Annotated in this window: 18 protein-coding genes; 13 read left to right on the top strand and 5 right to left on the bottom strand. The window is 70.5% G+C overall.

Annotated features, from left to right (window positions below):
* The first annotated feature begins 35 nt into the window (after positions 1-35).
* From C8E96_RS20745 to C8E96_RS20705, 9 genes are all read left to right on the top strand, one after another.
* Positions 36-485, top strand: coding sequence for a hypothetical protein (locus C8E96_RS20745; protein ID WP_091374987.1), 450 nt, complete (start codon positions 36-38; stop codon positions 483-485).
* Positions 482-2,371, top strand: a complete 1,890-nt coding sequence (locus C8E96_RS20740) for a SecDF P1 head subdomain-containing protein (RefSeq protein ID WP_133794629.1) — start codon at positions 482-484, stop codon at positions 2,369-2,371. Before C8E96_RS20745 ends, C8E96_RS20740 begins: the two co-directional genes overlap by 4 nt.
* A 118-nt stretch (positions 2,372-2,489) precedes the next feature.
* Positions 2,490-3,302 carry an alpha/beta fold hydrolase gene (locus C8E96_RS20735; RefSeq protein ID WP_091375614.1) on the top strand — a complete coding sequence of 271 codons (813 nt, stop codon included), beginning with the start codon at positions 2,490-2,492 and terminating at the stop codon, positions 3,300-3,302.
* A 16-nt stretch (positions 3,303-3,318) separates the two neighbouring features.
* A complete protein-coding gene (locus tag C8E96_RS20730; RefSeq protein WP_091374981.1) occupies positions 3,319-4,560 on the top strand; it encodes an esterase/lipase family protein in 1,242 nt (413 codons plus the stop codon).
* 10 nt (positions 4,561-4,570) lie between these two features.
* Positions 4,571-5,617 carry an alpha/beta fold hydrolase gene (locus C8E96_RS20725; protein ID WP_091374978.1) on the top strand — a complete coding sequence of 349 codons (1,047 nt, stop codon included), beginning with the start codon at positions 4,571-4,573 and terminating at the stop codon, positions 5,615-5,617.
* A 131-nt stretch (positions 5,618-5,748) separates the two neighbouring features.
* Positions 5,749-6,981 carry a glycosyltransferase gene (locus C8E96_RS20720; protein WP_091374975.1) on the top strand — a complete coding sequence of 411 codons (1,233 nt, stop codon included), beginning with the start codon at positions 5,749-5,751 and terminating at the stop codon, positions 6,979-6,981.
* Positions 6,982-7,100: 119 nt separating this feature from the next.
* Positions 7,101-9,308, top strand: coding sequence for an RNA polymerase recycling motor ATPase HelR (gene helR, locus C8E96_RS20715; RefSeq protein WP_176926763.1), 2,208 nt, complete (start codon positions 7,101-7,103; stop codon positions 9,306-9,308).
* A gap of 745 nt (positions 9,309-10,053) precedes the next feature.
* Positions 10,054-10,437, top strand: coding sequence for an MmcQ/YjbR family DNA-binding protein (locus C8E96_RS20710; RefSeq protein ID WP_091374969.1), 384 nt, complete (start codon positions 10,054-10,056; stop codon positions 10,435-10,437).
* Between the two features lie 265 nt (positions 10,438-10,702).
* Positions 10,703-11,701, top strand: coding sequence for a DUF2382 domain-containing protein (locus tag C8E96_RS20705; RefSeq protein WP_091374966.1), 999 nt, complete (start codon positions 10,703-10,705; stop codon positions 11,699-11,701).
* Positions 11,702-11,764: 63 nt separating this feature from the next.
* On the opposite strand, the gene C8E96_RS20700 is transcribed toward C8E96_RS20705, so the two are convergent.
* Positions 11,765-12,157 (bottom strand): hypothetical protein, encoded by a 393-nt coding sequence (locus C8E96_RS20700; protein WP_091374963.1) that lies wholly within the window; start codon positions 12,155-12,157, stop codon positions 11,765-11,767.
* Position 12,158: 1 nt separating this feature from the next.
* Positions 12,159-12,407 carry a hypothetical protein gene (locus C8E96_RS20695; RefSeq protein ID WP_091374960.1) on the bottom strand — a complete coding sequence of 83 codons (249 nt, stop codon included), beginning with the start codon at positions 12,405-12,407 and terminating at the stop codon, positions 12,159-12,161.
* Positions 12,408-12,535: 128 nt separating this feature from the next.
* Here C8E96_RS20695 and C8E96_RS20690 point away from each other — a divergent pair, with 128 nt between their 5' ends.
* The gene (locus C8E96_RS20690; RefSeq protein WP_091374957.1) at positions 12,536-12,925 is read left to right on the top strand and encodes a cupin domain-containing protein; all 390 of its coding nucleotides are present in this window, start codon (positions 12,536-12,538) and stop codon (positions 12,923-12,925) included.
* On the opposite strand, the gene C8E96_RS20685 is transcribed toward C8E96_RS20690, so the two are convergent.
* Genes C8E96_RS20685 through C8E96_RS20675 form a run of 3 tightly spaced genes read right to left on the bottom strand, consistent with a single transcriptional unit; the run spans position 12,910 to position 14,632 of the window.
* Positions 12,910-13,323: an arsenate reductase ArsC gene (locus tag C8E96_RS20685; RefSeq protein WP_091374954.1), complete on the bottom strand. Its 414-nt coding sequence runs from the start codon at positions 13,321-13,323 to the stop codon at positions 12,910-12,912. The two genes, C8E96_RS20690 and C8E96_RS20685, sit on opposite strands and share 16 nt — an antisense overlap.
* A complete protein-coding gene (locus C8E96_RS20680; protein WP_091374951.1) occupies positions 13,320-13,964 on the bottom strand; it encodes an arsenate-mycothiol transferase ArsC in 645 nt (214 codons plus the stop codon). Before C8E96_RS20680 ends, C8E96_RS20685 begins: the two co-directional genes overlap by 4 nt.
* Positions 13,961-14,632: an aquaporin gene (locus C8E96_RS20675; RefSeq protein ID WP_228769889.1), complete on the bottom strand. Its 672-nt coding sequence runs from the start codon at positions 14,630-14,632 to the stop codon at positions 13,961-13,963. The genes C8E96_RS20680 and C8E96_RS20675 overlap by 4 nt, the downstream gene beginning before the upstream one ends.
* 110 nt (positions 14,633-14,742) lie before the next feature.
* Here C8E96_RS20675 and C8E96_RS20670 point away from each other — a divergent pair, with 110 nt between their 5' ends.
* Genes C8E96_RS20670 through C8E96_RS20660 form a run of 3 tightly spaced genes read left to right on the top strand, consistent with a single transcriptional unit; the run spans position 14,743 to position 17,436 of the window.
* Complete coding sequence (locus C8E96_RS20670) at positions 14,743-15,114, top strand: ArsR/SmtB family transcription factor (protein ID WP_228769888.1); 372 nt, start codon at positions 14,743-14,745, stop codon at positions 15,112-15,114.
* Positions 15,115-15,169: 55 nt separating this feature from the next.
* Entirely contained in the window at positions 15,170-15,781 is a 612-nt protein-coding gene (locus C8E96_RS20665) for a TetR/AcrR family transcriptional regulator (protein WP_091374947.1), read from the top strand.
* Positions 15,778-17,436, top strand: a complete 1,659-nt coding sequence (locus C8E96_RS20660; RefSeq protein WP_091374944.1) for an FAD-binding dehydrogenase — start codon at positions 15,778-15,780, stop codon at positions 17,434-17,436. The genes C8E96_RS20665 and C8E96_RS20660 overlap by 4 nt, the downstream gene beginning before the upstream one ends.
* The last annotated feature ends 22 nt before the right edge of the window (positions 17,437-17,458 follow it).

Here is a 17,458-nt window from a genome sequence, read left to right as displayed (position 1 = left end):
GATCTCCACGTCCACCGTGTCCGACTGGAGAGCCGATGGTCCCCTCCGCGCGCGAACTCGCCCACGACCTGGTCGAAACCCTTGCCCCCGAGGAACTTCCGAGCTTCGCCCTGGTCGCGGAGCCCTACCTCACCGACCCGCGGCGGGCCGAGAAGCAGCTGCGCGACCACGACGACCCGATGGGCTTCGGCCTCGGCGACGCCCTCGCGATGGCCACCCCGGTGATCGCCCTGGTGTCCGGCAGCGTGGTCACCGCCCTGTCGGACAGCGTGGCCGCGTCGGTGCGCGACGCCGGCGGCAAGCTGGTCCGCAAGCTCACCCGCAAGAAGGAACTGCCCCCGGCCCAGGAGTGGACGCCTGAGCAGCTCGACGAGATCCGCGAAGTCGCCCTGGCCAGGGCGCTCGACCTGGGGATGAAGAAGGCCAAAGCCGAGACCCTGGCCGATGCCCTGGTGGGCGCCCTCTTACGCCGCCGCGACAAGTGACCGCGCCGAGACGGGTGGACCCACGGGTCCTGCCCTCGGAAACCGGCTGGCTGCTGGCCCTGCTGGCCGCGACCGTCCTGGTCAACGCCTGGACCATGGCCGCCTTCCTGGCCGACCCGGGCGGCGACGGCGGGCCGGGCACCAGCCCGCTCAACAACCTGGTCATGCTCCTGGGCCCGGGTCTCGCCCTGCACGTGATGATCGGCCGGGCCCGGGCCCGCCGGTCCGTTCCGCTGGCGGAGACCCCGTTCCGTGACGCGGCCAAGGTGATCGGCGACCTCGTCGACCAAGCCGCCCTCACCCACCCGCCGCAGGTTCGGCTCGACCGCAAGGCGGGCGCGCGGGGATTCGTCCTCGGCGTCGTGAACAACCCGTACCTCATCCTCGGCCCCGAGCTGCTGTCGCTGTGCGGCATGGGCGGTCAGCGCCGCGCCGTGTTCGAGGCGGTCATCCGGCACGAACTCGCCCACCTACGCGCGGGCGACCTGCGCTGGTACACCATCGCCACCGCGCTGCGATTCACCAACGCCTTCTCCGCGCTGTGGGCCGTCTTCGCCGTCACCCTGAGCCTGGCGTACGACCAGGCGACCGGCGGCCAGGTCGCCGACTCGCTGATGCGGTTGATCGGCCTGGTCCTGCTCGCCGAACTCATCGGACGCACCTTCCTGCGCGTCCGTGAACACCACGCCGACCTGCGCGCCGCCGAAAGCGGGACCGCGGTCCTGATCGCGGCCGTCGCGGGTGGTTCCGACGTTCCCGCCGCGCGCCAATGGCTGCGCAGGCACCCCGGTGGGCGCGCGCGAGTCGCGATCCTGGAGAAGTCCGGGGTCGTCTTCGCGAGTGGCCCCGGCCAGCTGTTCCTGGGCGCCGCGACCGCCGGTGTCCTGCTGGCGGCGCTGCACCGCGCCGTCGACGATCCCGCACTGGCCGGGCTGACGGTCGGCATCCCGCTCGCCTGGTTCTGCGCGCTCGTGGTGTGGCGCTCGGCCTGGCACACCGTCTCCACCGGCGACCGGACCAACCCGCTCGCGTTCGCCGCCGCCCTGTTCACCGGATTGGTGATCGGCAGCCGATTGGCTCCGCTCGGCTCCACGCCCGCGATCCCCTTGTCCCCCACGGTTCTCGCGGCGTACGCGGTGGGCGCGACCGTGCTGTGCCTGTGGCTGCACGTGCTCGGCATGGCACGCGCCCGCCGAGATCCCGGTGCCGCCCGCCTCGACCGGTTCCTCTACGGCGCGGGACTGTGCGTCGCGTTCGTGGGCGGCTGGCTGTTCAGCACGCTCGCCGTCGGTTTCACGGTCACCCCGTGGGCCGTCGCCGCCGCAGCCGTCGTCGCGGGTTCCCTGGCCGCGCCGCGGGTGCTCACCCGCCGATCCACCCTGACCACGCGGCTGATCGCAGCGGCGGCGGTGATCGCCACCGTCGTCGCGATGGTGCTCGTCACCCAGTGGTCCGCGCCGAAGCCGGCCAAAATCGAGATCCGTGCGGTCGACGCAGGCCAGGACGCGGCGGACTTCGCCTGCCCCACCAGCGAACCCGGGCCTGCGGACCCGAAGCTCCCGCTGACCGCCTGCTCGGTCGACGGCAAGGAGAAGTACGCGCTGGGCCCGGTCGAGCTGACCTCCGACGACGTCGTCTCCGTCGAACCAGGCGTCACGGAGACCGGCGGCGGGGAACTCACCGTGAAGTTCACCGAAGCGGGCACCCAGCGCTGGGCGGACCTCACGGGCCGCCACGTCGGCAAGCAGCTGGCGATCCTGGCCGGTGGGCGGGTCCTCACCGCGCCGATCGTCCACGAGGCCATGAACACCGACACGATGGTCATCTCCGGCAGCTGGACGGTCGCCGAGGTCCGCGATTTGGCCAAGGTCATCAACGGCATGTGAGAGTCCGCCATACCGACGTGATCATCATGTCGACCCGCCACATTGACCGCGGAGCCGACCGGAGGCAGTGTTCGCCTACCGGGCCACGCAGTGGTGGCCCGCCAACTCGGGAGGTCGCATGCCGAAGCTGTCCCGAGTGCCCGTGCCGGGCGGCGACCTGACCGTCGCGACCTGGGGCGACGGCGGCCGTCCGGTGCTCGCGATCCACGGCATCACCGCCTCGCACCTGGCGTGGGCCGAGGTCGCCCGGCTGCACCAGGGGCGGATCATCGCGCCGGACCTGCGCGGCCGGGGCGGCAGCTCCGGGTTGCCCGGCCCGTTCGGGATGGCCGCCCACGCCGAGGACTGCGTCGCCGTCCTGGACGCGCTGGGCATCGAGCAAGCCACGGTTGTCGGTCACTCGATGGGCGGGTTCGTCGCGGCCACCCTCGCCCACCGGCACCCGTCGCGGGTGCACGACTTGATCCTTGTCGACGGTGGCGCTCCCCTACCTGAGATCGGTATGGATATCGAGGCGCAGCTGGGTCCGGCGATCCGCAGGCTGTCCATGCGGTTCGCGTCGGTGGAGGAGTACCGCGACTTCTGGCGCGGGCACCCGGCCTTCGCCGACTGGTCGCCCGCCATCGAGTCCTATGTGGACTACGACCTGACCGGCACTCCCCCGAACCTGCGCAGCCGGGTGAACGCCGACGCCGTGCGGGCCGACTTCCGGGACCTGCACACGAAATCCCCCGCGTTCGACGCCGTCCCGGCGGGCACCGTGTTCCTGCGGGCCGAGCGCGGCCTGCTCGACGAGCCCGTCCCGCTCTACCCGAACCCCGAGGAGTTCGCCGACCGCGTGCGCGTTCGGACGATCGCCGGGACCAACCACTACACGATCCTGTTCGGCGCGGACGGCGCCCACGCCGTCGCCGCCGAACTCGTCCCCTGACCCCCGGAGACCATCGATGCGCGCGATCCTCGCTGTCGCGGCGTTAGTCGCGGTGCTCACCCCCGTGAGCACCGCGACCGCCGATCCCTTGTACCTGACCAAAGAAGCCACCTTCACCACGGTCGCCAACGGCTGGGAGAAGGTCGACCGCTACCGCGACAGCACCGCCGGTTTCGTCGACGAGCAGTACCCGCCGGACGGGCGCGGCGACCAGGACGGGCAGCGCAAGACGTTCTTCGGCGGCGTCGCCCGGCCCTCGTCGAGCCGGTTCCTGCTCTACTCCGCGCCGGGCTGGTCGACCGGGGCGAAGACCACTCCGGTGCTGCTTGTCCACGGCGCCAACGACAACCCGGACCGGGCGTGGGCCAACCCCAACGAGTCCGGCGGCTTCGGCTGCGGCTCGATGACGTGCCCGTCGACCGGGATGATGCAGCACCTGCGCGCGCAGGGACACCGGGTGTTCGCGATCGGCTTCGCGCACAAGCAGGGCGACAACCGCCAGCACGCGCAGCAGGTCGGCGACGCGATCGCGGTGATCAAGTCGCGGCTCGGGGTGGCCAAGGTCGACGTGGTCGGCTGGAGCAAGGGCATGATGTCGGCCCGCATGTACGTCTCGTCGGTGCGTCCGGCGTGGGGCCGGGTCTACGCCGGGGACGTACGCAGGCTGGTCACCCTCGGCGGCCCGAACGGCGGCTACGACTACCCCTTCGCCCACGGCTGGGCACACGACTTCTCCATCTGGCCCGAGTGCGGCGGCAAGGTCAACGCGCCGAGCCCGCACACCCGGATGACCTGCTACGGGCAGTACACCTACCACCCGGAGCTGTCGATCACGCCGACCGCGGGCTGGGACGCCTACCCCGGGCAGCGGCAGATGCTCAAGCGGTGGGACGGGGTCTACGGGGTGAACACGTCCACACAGGACTGGTACACGACGTACTACGGCGGACAGGGCGTCTACACGGCGGGCCCGGGCATCCAGGCCGCGGTCGACGCGGGGTCGCTGATCGCGGCCATCCAGGGGTCGCCCACCCCGAGCGCGGTCCCGGTGTACCTGCTGGCGGGCGGCGCGGCGAACATCGCGGGCATCTGGAACGAGACGCGCGGCCCGAGCGACGGCGTGGTCTTCATCGCCAGCGCCTTGGACACTACGGGGGTCACGACCGTGGGCGCCACAACGACTGTGAGTTCGGCCAACCACCTCCAGCTCGGCTGGGCGTCGGCGACGATGTCCCAGGTCGCGACCTGGCTGTCCTGAGAGGACTGACATGCTGCTCGACGGAATCACCGCGCGCCGGGTGCCGACCGACCGGCTGACCGTGAACGTGCTCGAACTGCCCGACCGCGACGGCGACCCGGTGGTGTTCCTGCACGGCAACGTCTCATCGAGTCTGTTCTGGCAGACCACGATGCTGAACCTGCCGCTACACCTTCGGCCGATCGCCGTCGACCTGCGCGGCTTCGGCGACACGGACCCGGAGCCGGTCGACGCCACCCGCGGCCTGAGCGACTACGCCGACGACGTGCTGGCCCTGTTCTCGGCCCTGGGCATCGACGCGGCGCACCTGGTGGGCTGGAGCATGGGCGGCGGCGTGGCGATGCGCGTGCTGCGCGACCGGCCGACCGCGGTGCGCACGCTCACGCTCGTCAACCCGGTGTCGCCCTTCGGTTTCGGCGCGACCAAGGGAGTCGACGGCGAACTGACGGACGCGGGCGGTGTCGGCTCCGGCGCGGGCGGGGCGAACCCGGAGTTCGTCCGACGCCTGGCCGAGGGCGACACGTCGGCGGACTCCCCCTTCTCGCCGCGGCAGATCCTGCGCAACTTCTACGTGAAGCCGATGTTCGAACCCGAGCACACCGAGATCTATGTGGCGTCGATGCTGTCCACCCGGACCGGCGACGACCACTACCCCGGCGACGCGACCGCGTGCGAGTCCTGGCCGGGCGCGGGCCCGGGTACCCGCGGCGTCCTGAACGCGATGGCCCCGCACCACTTCCGGATCGACGACCTGCACAGCGTCAGCCCGAAACCCCCGGTGCTGTGGGTACGTGGCGCGGACGACCAGATCGTGTCGGACACGTCGATGTTCGATCTCGCCTACCTGGGCGCGCTGGGGGCGATCCCGGGGTGGCCGGGCGAGGAGACGCACCCGCCCCAGCCGATGGTCGCCCAGACCCGGGCGGTGTTGGACCGGTACTCGGCCGAGGGCGGGACCTACGAGGAAGTCGTGATCGCGGACTGCGGCCACAGCCCCCACCTGGAGAAGCCCCTCGAATTCGCCGCCGCGCTGGAGGCCGTCCTCACCAAGGGCTGAGAGCGGAAAGAAGGCGCACCCACTTCCTTCCACCTCAACTTATAACGCATCGGGGGGCTTGCGGCAAGACCCCGGTCGTGCCGCAGAATTCCCAGCCGTAGCTGGGACCTGAGGAAATGGGTGTGGACTGAATGCGTGTTTTGTTGTCGGGGTACGACTCGCGCGGGGGCATCGAGCCGCTGGTGGCTCTCGCGGTGCGGGTGCGGGAACTCGGCGCGGAGGTGCGGGTGTGCGCGCCGCCGGACTTCGCGGACCGGTTCGCCGCGGTCGACGTGCCACTGGTGCCGGTCGGCCAGTCATTGCGCGCGATGGTGAACGCGCCGACGCCGCCGACGGCGGGCGGCCTGCCCGACCGTGCGGCGGCGGTGGTCGCCGCGCAGTTCGACAAGGTCACCGAGGCGGCGCGGGGATGTGACGTGCTGGTGGCGACCGGGGTGATGCCCGCGGTGGCGGCGGCGCGGTCGGTGGCCGAGAAGTTGGGCATCCACTACGTGTACGCGAGCTTCCAGCAGCTCACCCTGCCGTCGCCGCACCACCCGCCGCTGGCGTACCCGGGCCACCCGTTCCCCGAGGGGGAGACGGACAACCGGGTGCTGTGGGACCACGACGCGCGGAGCATCCAAGCGCTGTTCGGCGGGGCGCTCAACACCCACCGGGCGGCGCACGGCCTGGCGCCGGTGGACAACGTCCGCGACTACGTCATCGGCGACCGCCCGTGGCTGGCGACGGACGCGGCCCTGGACCCGTGGCTGACGCCCGCGGATCTCGACGTCGTGCAGACCGGGGCGTGGATCCTGCCGGACGTGCGGCCACTCCCGGCCGACCTGGAGGCGTTCCTGGAGGCCGGGGAGCCGCCGGTGTACGTGGGCTTCGGCAGCATGCCCATGCGCGGCTCCGACGTCGCCCTGTCGGCCATCGAGGCTGTCCGCGCGCAGGGCCGCCGGGTGCTCGTCTCGCGCGGCTGGGCCGACCTGGGCCTGATCGACGACCAGGACGACTGCTTCGCCGTCGGCGAGGTCAACCACCAGGCGCTGTTCAGCCGGGTGGCCGCGGTCGTGCACCACGGCGGCGCGGGCACGACGACGACGGCCACTCGGGCGGGGGCGCCGCAGGTCGTGGTGCCGCAGATGGGCGACCAGCCGTACTGGGCGAGTCGGGTGGCCGACCTGGGCATCGGCGCGGCGCACGACGGTCCGACCTTCACCGCCGAGTCCCTGTCGGCCGCGCTCAGGACGGCGCTGGCCCCCGAGACCCGCACGCAGGCGGCCGCGGTGGCCGGCTGGATCGGCACCGATGGGGCGACGGTGGCGGCGACGTTGCTGCTTGACGTGATCAGCCGGGAACGGCCGCCCGTGCCCGCGTGAATGCTTGTGTTTCACGGGGGGACTTGACAAAAGGTGGACAATTAAAAATCGGCGTGCCCTCCATAACTAATGGAGAACCCGCCATATCTAATTTCCAGATTAGCCGCAGTGAGGGGCATGTGTCAACTCAGGGGTATGAAGACGAATTGCGGTCCGAGCGCGGCTACCTGGCCGGGCTCTACACGCGGCTCGACGCCGAGCGCGCACGGGTGAGGGGTGCGTACACCGCGGCGTTGAAGGGAACCGGCGGCACACCCATGGAACGCGACGCCGAGGTGCGCGCGCTGGCCAAGGAGGGGAAGCGGCTGGACGTGGCCGACAACGGGCTGTGTTTCGGCCGGTTGGACAGCCTTTCCGGCGAACGTTCGTACATCGGCCGGATCGGCCTTTTCGACGAGGAGAACGAGTACGAGCCGGTATTGCTGGATTGGCGGGCCCCGGCGTCGCGGGCGTTCTATGTCGCCACCGGCGCGAACCCGGAGAACATGCGTCGGCGCCGTCAGTTCCACACCCGCGGGCGGCACGTGGTCGATTTCACCGACGAGGTGCTCGGCCGCCCCAATGGCGCGGCACAGGGGGACGCGGCGCTGCTCGCGGCGGTCAACGCGCCGCGTGGCGAGGGCCTGCGCGACATCGTGGCCACGATCCAGGCCGAGCAGGACCAGATCATCCGGCTCGACCACCCGGGGGTGCTGGTGATCGAGGGTGGCCCGGGCACCGGAAAGACCGTGGTGGCGCTGCACCGCGTCGCGTACCTGCTCTACACACAGCGGGAGCGGATGGAACGCCACGGTGTGCTCGTGGTCGGGCCCAACCCGGCGTTCCTGAACCACATCGGCCGCGTCCTGCCGTCGCTGGGCGAGTCCGACGTGGTGTTCATGACGCCCGGCGACCTCGTGCCCGGTCTGCGGGTCACCGCCGAGGACACCCCGGAAGCCGCGCGGCTCAAGGGTTCCCTGAAGATCCTCGACGTGCTGGCGGCGGCGGTCGCCGACCGGCAGCGACTGCCGGAGGAGCCGCTGCCGATCCAGCTCAAAGACGTCCCGGTGCGGATCGACGCCGCGACCGCGGAGTGGGCCAGGGATGAGGCACGGGCGAGCGGGCTGCCGCACAACGAGGCGCGCGCGGTGTTCACCGAGATCGTCACGTATGTGCTCACGGAACGGGCGATCGCGCGGATCGGCCGGGGCTGGCTGACCCGGTCGGACCGCGAGGCGTGGGAGGAGTTGCGGGCGGACCTGCTCAAGGAGTTGGCGGAGGACGAGCAGTTCGCCGCGGCGCTCGACGAGCTCTGGCCGATCCTGACACCGGAGACCGTGCTGGCGCCGCTGTACACGTCCCCGGAACGGCTGCGCGCGGCCGGCGCCGACCAGGCGCTGCTGAGAGCGGATGGTGAGGCCTGGACGGTGTCGGACGTCCCGCTGCTCGACGAGTTGGTCGACCTGCTGGGCCGCGACAAGGCAGCGGACAAGGCCGTCGCGCTGGCCGCCGAACGGGAGCGCAAGGCTGAAGCCGAGTACGCCGCCGGGGTGATGGACATCCTCGTCGACCGCCAGGACTCGATGGACGACGAGGACCACCTGTACGCCACGGACCTGCTCTACGGCGAGGACCTGGCCGACCGCTTCGTCGAACGCGACACCCGCGACCTCGTCGAACGTGCAGCCGCGGACCGGGACTGGACGTACCGGCACGTAGTGGTCGACGAGGCGCAGGAACTGTCCGAAATGGACTGGCGGGTGCTGATGCGGCGCTGCCCGGGGCGGTCGTTCACGGTGGTCGGCGATCTGGCGCAACGCCGGTCGGTCGCCGGGGCGACGTCGTGGGGCGCGATGCTGGAGCCGTACGTGCCGGGGCGCTGGGTGTACCGGTCGCTGACGGTGAACTACCGCACCCCGGCGGAGATCATGACGGTCGCCGCGGCGGTGCTCGCCGAGTTCGCACCCGGCGTGCAGCCCCCGGAGTCAGTCCGCGCGTGCGGCGTCCAGCCGTGGTCCAGGCGGGTCACTTCGGGCGAACTGTCGGCGGCCATCGAGGACTTCGTCCGCGAGGAGGCGGGCAGGGAAGGCACCAGCGTGGTGATCGGCCCTCCGGGTGTGCCGGGCACGGTGACGGCATCGGAGACCAAGGGCCTGGAGTTCGACGCGGTGCTGGTGGTGGACCCGGAACAGATCCTCACCACCGGCCCCCGCGGCGCGGCGGAACTCTACGTCGCGTTGACCCGCGCCACCCAGCGCCTTGGTGTGCTGCACCAGGGCCCGTTGCCGCAGTCCCTGACCGGACTCGTCGACCTCGGGGCGCCCGCCCAGGCCGGGAACAGCCGGTAGCCGCAGCCACCCGAGAGCACTGCTCACAACAGAGAGCAGTGCTCTCGGCTCGGCACACCACTCCCCCTCCAGCACCCCACTCCCGTCTCGACGCACCGCTCACAACAGAGAGCAGTGCTCTCGGTTCGACACACTGCTCTCGGCTTGGCGCAGCACTCCGGTTCAGCGCACCGCCCACAAAGGAGAGCACTGCTCTCCACTCGGCGCACTGCTCTCGGCCCAGCGCACCGCCCCTACCCAGCCCAGCACTCCCGATCCAGAGCACCGCTCACAACAGAGAGCAGTGCTCTCGGTTCAGCGCACCGCTCTCCACTCGGCACACCGCTCCCGACCCAGCGCACCACTCCCGATCCAGAGCACCGCTCACAACAGAGAGCAGTGCTCTCGGCTCGGCGCACCGCTCCCGACCCAGCGCACCACCCCCCACCCAGCCCAGCATTCCCCCATCCAGAACACCGCTCACAACAGAGAGCAGTGCTCCCGGTTCGGCGCACCGCTCTCCACTCGGCGCACCGCTCTCCACTCGGCGCACCGCTCTCCACCCGGAGCACCGCTCTCCACTCGGCACACCGCTCCCCACCCAGCCCAGCACTCCCCCATCCAGAGCACCGCTCACAACAGAGAGCAGTGCTCTCGGCTCGGCGCACCGCTCTCCACTCGGCGCAGCGTTCTCTGCCGTGAGCACTGCTCTGACACGTCCCCCAACCGGCTGCCGAATCCACAGTCCGATCGCTAGAGTCGGCGGATGGCCACCTGGGAGGACGTCCGCCGCATAGCGCTCGCACTGCCCGAGACCACCGAGCAGGTGTCGCGAGACACGGCACAGTGGCGGGTCAAGGGGAAGGGCTTCGTCTGGGAGCGGCCCCTGCGCCGCGCCGACCTGGCGGCGCTCGGGGATTCCGCGCCGGACGGGCCGGTGTTGGGCGCGTCCGTTCCCGACATCGGAGTGAAGGCCGCCCTGATCGCGGACGATCCCGAGGTCTACTTCACCACTCCCCACTTCGACGGCTACGCCGCCGTCCTCGTCCGGCTCGACAAGATCACCGTCGCGGAACTCGAGGAGCTGACCGTCGAGGCCTGGCTGACCCAGGCACCCAAGCGACTCGCCGCCGAATTCCGCTCCAGCTGACCCGCACGAATCCGCACGACCCGTCTGGGGAATATCCGCGCCACAGCGGGGGCTACCCGATCGGGGGAGGCTGAATTCTACTGCGAGTGTCCGTTCGCGGCCGTTCTGATAGACCCAAAGTTTACTCCATCAGATCTACCGAACATTTTCCTAGATCATTCCACCCTCTGTGTCGTAGTGCATTATTCAAGCACTTCAGCGCCACGCCGCGAGGTTGCAGGACCACCGTCACCGGGTAACTGTGAATCACAGGAGGTGGTACCTGATGACAATCTCCATGAAACCGCAGGATCTGATCGGACACGATGTATTCGACCCGGAAGGCGAACGCATCGGACAAGTGGAATCCGTTTATATCGGCGAGCAGTCGCACGAACCGGAATGGGTGACCGTGCGGACCGGACTATTCGGCACGCGTGAGTCTTTCGTTCCGCTGAGTGGGGCCCACGAAGAGACCGACGGCCTACGCGTCGGGGTCACGAAGAGCCTGGTGAAGGACGCCCCGCACATCGATTCCGGGCGCACCCTCACCGAGCAGGAAGGCATGGACCTGCGCCGCCACTACGGCCTGCCCATGCAGCGCGGCTCGACAGGCCCGGTCTCGCGGCCCGGCGGGCAGCAGCCCGGCCAGACCGTGACCGGCACCGGCATGACCGACCCGACCATGGCCCAGGGCGGTATGGCCGGACGGCCCACCGGCAAGCACGGCACTGACAGGTCCGCGATGGGCATGACAGGAACCGCGCCGCCGGGGAGCATGTCGAACCCGACCGCGACCGACCCGCGCCTGGCGGGCAGCGACCCGCGCCTGGCCGACCGGACCGCGGGCGACCGGCAGGGCCGGGCGGACACCGCCAGGACCGGCCGGGACGACACGCAGACCGTGATCCGCTCGGAGGAGCGGCTCAAGGTCGGCAAGGAGAACGTCGAGGCGGGGCATGTGCGGCTGCGCAAGCACGTCGAGACCGAGAAGCAGCAGGTCACCGTGCCGCTGAGCCATGAGGAAGTGCGGATCGAGCGCGAGCCGATCACTGAGGCCGACGCGGCCAGGCTCACCGGCGAGACCGGCGACCTCGCGGACTCCGAGATCGAGATGACGCTCTACGAGGAGCGTCCGGTGGTCAGCAAGGAGCGGGTCGCGGTCGAGAAGCTGCGCATCAGCAAGGAACAGGTCACCGAGGAACGGACGATCACCGACGAGATCCACAAGGAGAAGTTCGACGTCGTCGACGATCGCCAGCCGGGTGGCAAGCCCAAGCGCTGACCTCAGCGACGTCCGCGTCGGGTTCGGTCCACTGTGGACCGGACCCGACGCGCTGTTCAGGGATCAGGACGCGACCGCCGTGCGGACCAGCGGACACACCGCGCAGGCGCGCGGCCCCTCTTGGCTCCACCAGCGGCATGTGTCGCGGATCCCGCATTCCGGAAGCGTCTCAACGGCCACGGAGTCGTAGTCCTCATGCGCCGCGTCGACCGCCCGGCACGAGCCGTCCCAGAACACGCAGGCCGACTGCGCGCAGGGCGCGGCGAACCGGAACCGCGACTCCAGCGGCCCCTCGGTCGACGCGGCGAGCTGGTCGCGCAGCTCGGGGGTGAGCTTCGGCCCGTGCGGGGTGAAGACCGCTCGCCCGTCCGGCCCGAACACCCCGAGCAGCACCGAGCCCGGCCCGGCGTGCGAACTCGGGCACGTCGGTTTGTCTTCCGACGCTTCGAAGGCCATCTCAGCGGCCGTCGATCAGACCCTGGACCTGCCCGCCGAGCTTCTCCGCGAGGTCGCCCGCCAGCAGGTACTTGCCGATAAGCTCCCACTTGCGCAGGTTGACGCCGCCCACCTCGAAGTACGGCACCTTCCGGCCGATGCTCTCGGTCAGCGCGACCGTCCCCGCCGCCGCGACCGCCTGCGCGATGGCGCCGCGCTGCTCCTCGCTCAGGTCGATCCCGTCGACGACGAACTTGAATTCGGTGGCCATGGCTCCGCCCTTTCGTTCGGCACTCCTGACCACGCCGTCGGATTCGCGCCGATGATCGTGACGGGCACAGCCCACAAGGGCAGCCAGGTTCGCTCGAAAGGGTGGCCGGATCTGGTAGAGCTGGTGAAGTGAGTCAACCCATCGATCTCGACGCCGCTCTGGCCCGCTTCGACGCGCTGTGGAGCCCACGCATCGTCACCCAGGTCAACGACTACGACGTCCGCGTCGCCAAGGTGCGCGGCGACCACGTCTGGCACGCCCACGACGACACCGACGAGTTCTTCCTCGTCCTCGACGGCGAACTGACCATCAGCCTGCGGGAGGACGCGGCCGAGCGGTCAGTCGTCCTGCCGAAGGGATCGGTGTACGTCGTGCCACGCGGGACCGAGCACCGCCCGTCGTCCGCGGGCGGCGCGTCGATCCTGATGTTCGAGCCCACCGGGACGTCGACCGTCGGGGACCGCCATGACGAGGTCCCCGACCATGTCGACGCCACCACAGGTCACGCGCTGGGCTGATCCAGCAGTTCGGCGAGCAGTGCGCGGACGCGGCGGTCGATGTCGTCGCGGATGGGGCGCACGGCGTCGATGCCCTGGCCCGCCGGGTCGTCCAACTGCCAGTCCAGGTAACGCTTTCCGGGGAACACCGGGCACGTGTCGCCGCAGCCCATGGTGATCACCACGTCGGACGCCTCGACGTCCTCAGTGGACAGCTTGGACGGGATCTCGGCGGTGATGTCGAGGCCCCACTCGGCCACCGCGGCCGCCGCCGCCGGGTTGACCTTCTCGGCGGGTTCGGACCCCGCCGAGCGCACCGCGACGCGGCCCATCGCGTAGTGCGTGAGCAGCGCGGAGGCCATCTGGGAGCGGCCCGCGTTGTGCACGCAGACGAACAGCACTTCGGGGATGGCGGTCATGAGTCAGTGCCTCCGGTGAGGTCGTCGAGGAGTTGTCGGACACGGTTGTCGAGGTCGTCGCGGATCTGGCGCACGACGGCGATGGGCTGCCCGGCCGGGTCGGGCACGTCCCATTCCAGGTAGCTCTTCCCTGGATACACCGGGCAGGTGTCGCCACAGCCCATGGACACCACGACGTCGGCGGAGTTCACGACTTCGTCGGTCAGCGGCTTCGGGAACGCCTCGTGGAGTTCGATGCCGATCTCACCCAGCGCGGCGACGCAGGTCGGGTCGAGGGCCCCGGTCGGCGCCGACCCGGCCGAGCGGACCGACACCCGACCGAGCGCGTGCCTGCGCAGCAGCGCGGCGGCCATCTGCGAACGGCCCGCGTTGTGCACGCACAGGAACAGCACCTGCGGCACCGAACCGGACCCGATGCTCTCGGCGTGTGCGGCGAGCCGGTCCTTGGCGAAGTGCGAGGTGAGGGCGACGAGGTGGTTGCGCACGGTCGCGCGCGCGGCGAGCAGGTCGTAGGACTCCCACACGAACCGCGACACGGTGTCGCGGTCGAAGGTCCCGGTGTAGCGCTCGGTCAGCTCGTCGGTGATCCGGCCGAGTTCGTGCCGGACCTCCTCCGCGGACGGCTCGGGCAGCCCGTTCATCGGGATTCCCGGCCGAGCAACAGCGCCGCCAGGCCGACCCCGACCGCGGCGCCGACCAGCTGCGCGGCGACGAACGCGGGCACCGACGCCGGGTCGATCCCGGCGAACGACCCGGTCAGCGCGCGGCCCACGGTGACCGCCGGGTTCGCGAAGGACGTGGACGAGGTGAAGAAGTAGGCGCCGAGGATCCAGGCCGGGACCATGACCGGCGCGAGCGCGCCGCGACCGGTGCGGACCAGCATCGCGATCACCAGCAGCAGGCCCGCCGTGGCGACCGCCTCGCCGATGAGCTGGCCGACTCCCCCGCGCGTCTTGCCGGTCCACTGGACCAGCGGCTGCTCGAACATCGCGTGCGCCAGGATCGTGCCGAGGCACCCGCCGACCAGCTGCGACCCGAGGTAGGCCGAGGCCGCCGACCAGGTGATCCGACCCGCGAACGCGTCGGCGAGGGTGACCGCCGGGTTGAAGTGCGCCCCGGAGATCGACCCCATCAGCGCGATCAGCACACCCAGGACCGCGACCGTCGCGACCGCGTTGCAGAGCAGCTGCAGCAGCACCTGGTCGGGTGCGAGCACCTGGCCCATGATCCCGGACCCGACCACCGTCGCGACCAGGACACCGGTCCCGACGGCCTCGGCCGCGACCCGCCGTGCGAGTGGAATCGCCACTGACTCCCGTACCGCCGTCACCACATGCCGCTCCAAACCAGATTCATCAGTGTCGATGCAGTCCACCAGCAGGATCGACCGGTGTCAATCGACTGGGTAGTGTCGAGCGTGTGACATCCGCCCCCAGAGTGCGCCGCCTCAAAGCGCCGAGTGACCCGGAGTGCGCCACCGATCCGTTGTGCTGCGCCCCGATCGGTGACGCGATCCTCGGCCAGACCGACGCCGAACGGCTGTCCAACGTGCTCAAGGCCCTGGCCGACCCGGGCCGACTGCGGCTGCTCTCGCTGATCCGCGCCGCGCCCGCGGGCGAGGTATGCGTGGGCGATCTTGTCGAGGCGTTGGACTTGAGCCAGCCCACCGTGTCCCACCACCTGCGGATCCTCACCGACGCCGGGCTCCTCGACCGGGAGCGGCGCGGCAACTGGGTCTGGTACGCCGCCAACGACGCCCGCCTGGCCGAGGTGCGCGACCTGCTCCACTGAAGATACAAGTTCGCATCGGATACAGAAATGTATCCATTTCGGGTACGCTGCCGCCGTGCCCGATGCCAAGCGCGTCACCAAACGCCGGGGTGAGACCCGTCAGCGGCTGCTCGACGCCGCCCTGGAGGTCTTCGCCGAGCAGGGTTTCGGCGCGTCCACCGTGGAGCAGGTCTGCGACCGCGCCGGGTACACCCGCGGCGCGTTCTACTCGAACTTCGTCTCGCTCGACGAGCTGTTCCTCGCCATGTGGGAGCAGCGTTCCGAGCGGATGCTGGCGGACCTGCGCGACGAGCTGACCGACGCCCCCGAGTCGTCGTCGCTGGACGCGGCGATCGAGCGGGTGTTGGCCGTGATCCCCGTGGACGACACCTGGTTCCGGGTCACCGCCGAGTTCACCGCGCACGCCCTGCGCAACCCCGCGCTGCGCCGGGTGGTGGCGGCCCGCGAGGAGGCGATCATGGCGACGATCATGCCGATCCTCGAGTCCGCGCTGAGCGCCGCCGGGCTGCGGATCACCGACCGGCGGGCCCTGGGGATGGCGCTCGTCGCCGTGCACGACGGGACCACCGTGCAGTGCCTGATGGAACCCGACGACAAAGCCGTGTGGGCCGCGCGTCAGCAGTTGTTCATCAATGTCGTACGCGCATACAGCGAAGGGTCAACATGACGGACGCGGATGTCATCGTCGTCGGAGCGGGTCTCGCGGGCCTGGTGGCGACCTACGAACTCGCCCAGGCGGGTCGGCGGGTGGTCGTGGTCGACCAGGAGAGCGCCGCGAACCTCGGTGGCCAGGCGTTCTGGTCGCTGGGCGGCCTGTTCCTGGTGGACAGCCCGGAGCAGCGCAGGCTGCGGATCAAGGACTCCTACGAGCTGGCCATGCAGGACTGGCTCGGCAGCGCGGGCTTCGACCGCGAGCGCGAGGACCACTGGCCGCGCCAGTGGGCGGAGGCCTACGTCGGCTTCGCCGCCGGGGAGAAGCGCTCCTACCTGCGCGATCTCGGCCTGCGCGTGATGGCGACGGTCGGCTGGGCCGAGCGCGGCTCCGGTGTCGCCTGGGGCCACGGCAACTCGGTCCCCCGCTTCCACCTGACCTGGGGCACCGGGCCCGAGGTCGTGCGGGTGTTCGCCGAGCCGGTGCTCGCCGCCGCCGAACGCGGACTGGTCACCTTCAAGCACCGCCACCAGGTCGACGACCTGATCATCGAGGGCGGCGCCGCGGTCGGCGTGCGCGGCACGGTCCTTGAGCAAAGCGACCTCGCGCGCGGCGTGAAGTCGTCCCGCACGCGCGTGGGCGACTTCGAGCTGCGCGCGCAGGCGGTCGTGGTGACCTCCGGCGGCATCGGCGGCAACCCCGAGCTGGTGCGCAAGAACTGGCCGGTCGAGCGGTTCGGCCGCGCGCCGGAAAAGATGATCTCCGGGGTGCCCGCGCACGTCGACGGCCGGATGCTGGAGATCACCGAGGCGGCGGGCGGCAACATCGTCAACCGCGACCGGATGTGGCACTACACCGAGGGAATCCAGAACTGGGACCCGATCTGGCCCGCACACGGCATCCGCATCCTGCCCGGCCCGTCGTCGCTGTGGCTCGACGCGACCGGCAAGCGACTGCCGGTGCCGCTGTTCCCCGGGTTCGACAGCCTCGGCACGCTCAAGCACATCGTCGGCACCGGCTACGACCACACGTGGTTCATCCTCACGCAGTCGATCATCGAGAAGGAGTTCGCGCTCTCCGGCTCGGAGCAGAATCCGGACATCACGGGCAAGGACGTGCGGCTGCTGCTGAGCCGGATCAAGAAGGGCGCCCCCGGGCCGGTCGAGGCGTTCAAGAACAAGGGCGCGGACTTCGTCGTCCGGGACAACCTGCGCGACCTGGTCGACGGGATGAACGCGCTCGGCGCGGGACCGGCGCTGGAGTTCGACCAGGTGGAGCGTGAGGTGGCCGCGCGCGACCGCGAGCTCGACAACACGTTCTCCAAGGACATGCAGATCATGGCGATCCGCAACGGCCGCACGTACCTGTCGGACAAGGTCATGCGGATCGCGAAGCCGCACAAGCTGCAGGACCCGGCGCACGGCCCGATGATCGCGGTCCGGCTGAACCTGTTGACCCGCAAGACTTTGGGCGGCCTGGAGACCAATCTGGACTCTCAGGTCATCCGACCGGACGACACGGTGTTCGACGGTCTTTACGCGGCGGGCGAGGTCGCGGGCTTCGGTGGTGGCGGCGTCCACGGCTACAACGCGCTCGAAGGGACGTTCCTCGGCGGTTGCATTTTCTCCGGCCGCGCGGCGGGCCGGGCCTTGGCGCGCGACCTGGGCTGAGCCAATCATCCACAGAACGGGC

Source organism: Actinokineospora alba, assembly GCF_004362515.1.
Taxonomy (GTDB): domain Bacteria; phylum Actinomycetota; class Actinomycetes; order Mycobacteriales; family Pseudonocardiaceae; genus Actinokineospora; species Actinokineospora alba.
The sequence above is the reverse complement of the archived record's forward strand: the minus strand, read 5'-3'. Positions and strand labels throughout refer to the sequence as shown.

Coding starts and splice junctions, on each gene's coding strand:
- C8E96_RS20745 (WP_091374987.1), top strand. CDS start 36: ATGGTCCCCTCCGCGCGCGAACTCGCCCACGACCTGGTCGAAACCCTT.
- C8E96_RS20735 (WP_091375614.1), top strand. CDS start 2,490: ATGCCGAAGCTGTCCCGAGTGCCCGTGCCGGGCGGCGACCTGACCGTC.
- C8E96_RS20730 (WP_091374981.1), top strand. CDS start 3,319: ATGCGCGCGATCCTCGCTGTCGCGGCGTTAGTCGCGGTGCTCACCCCC.
- C8E96_RS20725 (WP_091374978.1), top strand. CDS start 4,571: ATGCTGCTCGACGGAATCACCGCGCGCCGGGTGCCGACCGACCGGCTG.
- C8E96_RS20720 (WP_091374975.1), top strand. CDS start 5,749: ATGCGTGTTTTGTTGTCGGGGTACGACTCGCGCGGGGGCATCGAGCCG.
- C8E96_RS20710 (WP_091374969.1), top strand. CDS start 10,054: ATGGCCACCTGGGAGGACGTCCGCCGCATAGCGCTCGCACTGCCCGAG.
- C8E96_RS20705 (WP_091374966.1), top strand. CDS start 10,703: ATGACAATCTCCATGAAACCGCAGGATCTGATCGGACACGATGTATTC.
- C8E96_RS20700 (WP_091374963.1), bottom strand. CDS start 12,157: ATGGCCTTCGAAGCGTCGGAAGACAAACCGACGTGCCCGAGTTCGCAC.
- C8E96_RS20695 (WP_091374960.1), bottom strand. CDS start 12,407: ATGGCCACCGAATTCAAGTTCGTCGTCGACGGGATCGACCTGAGCGAG.
- C8E96_RS20685 (WP_091374954.1), bottom strand. CDS start 13,323: ATGACCGCCATCCCCGAAGTGCTGTTCGTCTGCGTGCACAACGCGGGC.
- C8E96_RS20680 (WP_091374951.1), bottom strand. CDS start 13,964: ATGAACGGGCTGCCCGAGCCGTCCGCGGAGGAGGTCCGGCACGAACTC.
- C8E96_RS20660 (WP_091374944.1), top strand. CDS start 15,778: ATGACGGACGCGGATGTCATCGTCGTCGGAGCGGGTCTCGCGGGCCTG.